Origin of the sequence: Schlesneria sp. (assembly GCF_036405755.1) — a bacterium.
Taxonomy (GTDB): domain Bacteria; phylum Planctomycetota; class Planctomycetia; order Planctomycetales; family Planctomycetaceae; genus Schlesneria; species Schlesneria sphaerica.
The window spans coordinates 1-3,106 of record NZ_DASWWZ010000182.1 but is presented as its reverse complement, the minus strand read 5'-3'; the positions used below and the strand labels follow the sequence as shown (position 1 = coordinate 3,106).

General features: G+C 56.9%; 2 protein-coding genes. Both read left to right on the top strand.

Annotation, left to right across the window (positions count from 1 at the left end; translation table 11 throughout):
- Positions 1-311 precede the first annotated feature (311 nt).
- Positions 312-1,532, top strand: coding sequence for a two-component system sensor histidine kinase NtrB (locus VGE80_RS06080; protein ID WP_373653184.1), 1,221 nt, complete (start codon positions 312-314; stop codon positions 1,530-1,532).
- On the top strand, positions 1,525-2,931 hold the full coding sequence (locus VGE80_RS06075) for a sigma-54-dependent transcriptional regulator (protein WP_373653185.1): 1,407 nt from the start codon (positions 1,525-1,527) through the stop codon (positions 2,929-2,931). Before VGE80_RS06080 ends, VGE80_RS06075 begins: the two co-directional genes overlap by 8 nt.
- Positions 2,932-3,106: the final 175 nt, after the last annotated feature.

Genomic DNA, 3,106 nt, shown 5'->3' with positions numbered 1-3,106 from the left:
GTCTCGATCGCGCTGCGCTGTGATCTTTCGCCCCTGGCACGCGGGATAGATCGGTACAGACCAAGAGTGGGGGTCAGCTCGTTGACCACACGGGCTTTGCAGAAGCGGAGGTCGAGCCTGCCCCCTTCATCCTGGCCCGTGAGATCGGTATCATGACAAGATCCGGACAACCGATCTTAAAACAGACCTGCATTACCACGATTGAAAGTCGGTAAATTTGCGCATTTCTGGCGGAATCAGAACATTCAGGCCGTTCGCGGTGACGATTCTGCTTTGAAGCGTGCAATTTCCGAATGGCGAGAGTATGCAGCATGTCCAACGAAACACGATTCGGACAATCCATTGTGCGACCCATTGATAACTACGTTTTCCGGGCGATTGCCGACTACACCTACGACTGGGAAAGCTGGCTTTCCCCCGAAGGGAAGCTGTTGTGGGTGAACGCAGCCGTCGAACGAATTACGGGTTACCACCCTGACGAATGCCTGCAGATGCCCGACTACCCGTTGTCGATGGTGGCCGAAGAAGACCGGCACAAGATCGTCGAGATGCTGAATGATGCGACGACCGAAGGAAGTCGAAACGATGTCGAGTTCCAATTGATTCATCGTGATGGATCCCGGCGCTGGGCGGCAGTCTCCTGGCAGCCGATGTACGACGATTCCCACAGGCACCTGGGGCATCGTGCCAGTGTGCGGGATATCACAGAACGACACTATCTGCGGGAAGAACTGCGACTGCACAATCAGCACCTCGAACAGCTCGTGCAGGAACGGACGATCAAGATTGCGCAACTGGAACAGCATCGGCGCAAAATGGAAAAGCTCGCCGCGCTGGGCCAGATGGCCGCGGGGATCGCTCACGAAATCAACAATCCCCTGGCCGGAATCCGCAACGCATTCGCACTCTTCAAGGGGAACCTCTCGGGGGACGACGAAAACTACGAGTTGCTCGAACTGATCGACAGTGAGATCGAACGGATCAGCTCCATCACGCACCAGATGTATCAGCTGTATCGCCCCAGTCAGCAGTCCCCTACCCGATTTGATTTGATTCGGGCCATCGAGAATGTGGTTCTGCTGTTGCAACCCCTCGCGTCCGAAGCCGATGTCCGCGTCGTTCTTCGCCCGCCCCCGAAAGACGCCAGCGCCGATGCCAGCGTCGATTCGAGTACGACAGACGTGGTCCTGCGGGAAAGCGAGTTGCGGCAGATTCTGTTAAATATCGTCCGCAACGCGATTCAGGCTTCTCCTCCGCAAAGTGAAGTTGTGCTGGAAGTGTTCACGACGGACGAAAACGTGACCATCACGGTGACAGATCAGGGTGAAGGTATTTCCAGGGAAGCGACCACTCGTATCTTTGAGCCATTCTTCAGCACAAAGACCGGAACTCGTCACGGAATGGGGCTGGGTCTGTCTGTCTCCCGCAGTCTCGCCGAGGCCATGGGGGGGAGCATCGCCGTCAAGCAAACAGGCCCTGACGGCACGACATTCCAAGTCAAACTCCCTCGCCGGATCTCCAGCCATGAATGAACCATCATCCCCCAAGCGAATCCTGATTGCCGACGACGAACCGCTCTACCTGCGGACAACCGGACAGTTGCTCCGCAAAGCCGGCTTTGAATGCGAATGCGTACCGGATGCCGACGCAGCACTCGCCAAACTCGAAACCGGATCGTTTGACCTCATCCTCTCCGACCTTAACATGCCCGGCAATTTCAAACTGGAATTGCTGCGGCGTGGTCGTGCGCAGTGGCCGCATATCCCGCTGATCGTCATCACCGGGGTCCCGTCCCTACCCACCGCAATCGAAAGTGTCCGTCTGGGGATCGTGGACTACTTACTCAAACCAGTGAAGTTTGAAGAGCTACTGGCCAGTGTGAACCGTGCCCTGAGTCATGCGACGGCACCCCCTGTCTTGAGCGAACCCGCCCTGGCAGAAGACGAGATCCCGACAGCCCGGTTCCCACAGATTATCGGCCAGAGCCCTGCGATGCAGGAATTGCTGGAAATCGTCGATCGTGTCGCGAAAACGGATACGAACGTCGTCATCACCGGGGAAAGTGGAACCGGCAAAGAGGTGATTGCGAAAGCGATTCACCAGAACAGCCGCCGCCGGAGCTTTCACTTTCAGGTCATCGACTGTACGGCCATTCCGGAATCCCTCTTTGAGTCGGTGCTGTTTGGTCACGCCCGGGGTTCGTTCACCGGTGCGGTCAAGGATCAGGAAGGCCTGCTCAGTCGCAGCCACCGGGGGACCGCCTTCTTCGACGAGCTGGGAGAACTTCCCCTGTCCTCACAGGCAAAGCTGTTGCGAGCTGTGCAGGAGCAGGCGTTTACCCCGGTCGGCATGAGTGAACTGCGCAAGGTCGATACGCGGTACATCTGCGCCACAAACCGAAATCTGGAAGACGAAGTCGAAGCCGGTCGATTTCGACAGGATCTGTTTTACCGTCTCGGCGTCATTCATATCGAACTGCCCCCGCTACGCAAGCGGGGTGACGATGTTCTGCTGTTGGCCGACGCCTTCCTGACGCAGCTTCAACCCGACAATCGGCGGGTCACCGGGTACACCGACGAAGTGCAGGAATGTTTTCGCCGTTATGAATGGCCGGGAAACATTCGCGAACTGAGAAATGTCATCGAGCGTGCTGTCACATTATCGCGCACAGACAAAATCGAACTCACAGACCTCCCCAAACCCCTCCGCACAGCAACAACAAATTCTACTTCCCGACAAGTGTCGGATATCGCCGAAATTTCCCGCGAAGAAGCACTCGACAATGCCGACCGCGATTACCTGACCGCCTTACTTAAAAAGCATGAAGGGAACATCTCTCAGGCGGCTCGCCAGGCAGGACTTTCCCGGCAGGGGATGCATCGGCTGCTCAGTCGACATCGCCTCGATGCGGCCGATTTCCGACAACAATAGGAGAAATCGTCGCAGGCGGGTGAGTTCCGTTCACGCGTTTCTACTGTGCCGTGATCGCAGTAATGTGCGGTTGAGGAACGACTCGCGACGTGCCTCTTTGATGAAGCGAGATGGCTTTGAAGTTGTCGCAGGTCTCCGCACCGACTTCCTCGGTTCGCCAATCGACATCTACCCC

Coding starts and splice junctions, on each gene's coding strand:
- VGE80_RS06080 (WP_373653184.1), top strand. CDS start 312: ATGTCCAACGAAACACGATTCGGACAATCCATTGTGCGACCCATTGAT.
- VGE80_RS06075 (WP_373653185.1), top strand. CDS start 1,525: ATGAATGAACCATCATCCCCCAAGCGAATCCTGATTGCCGACGACGAA.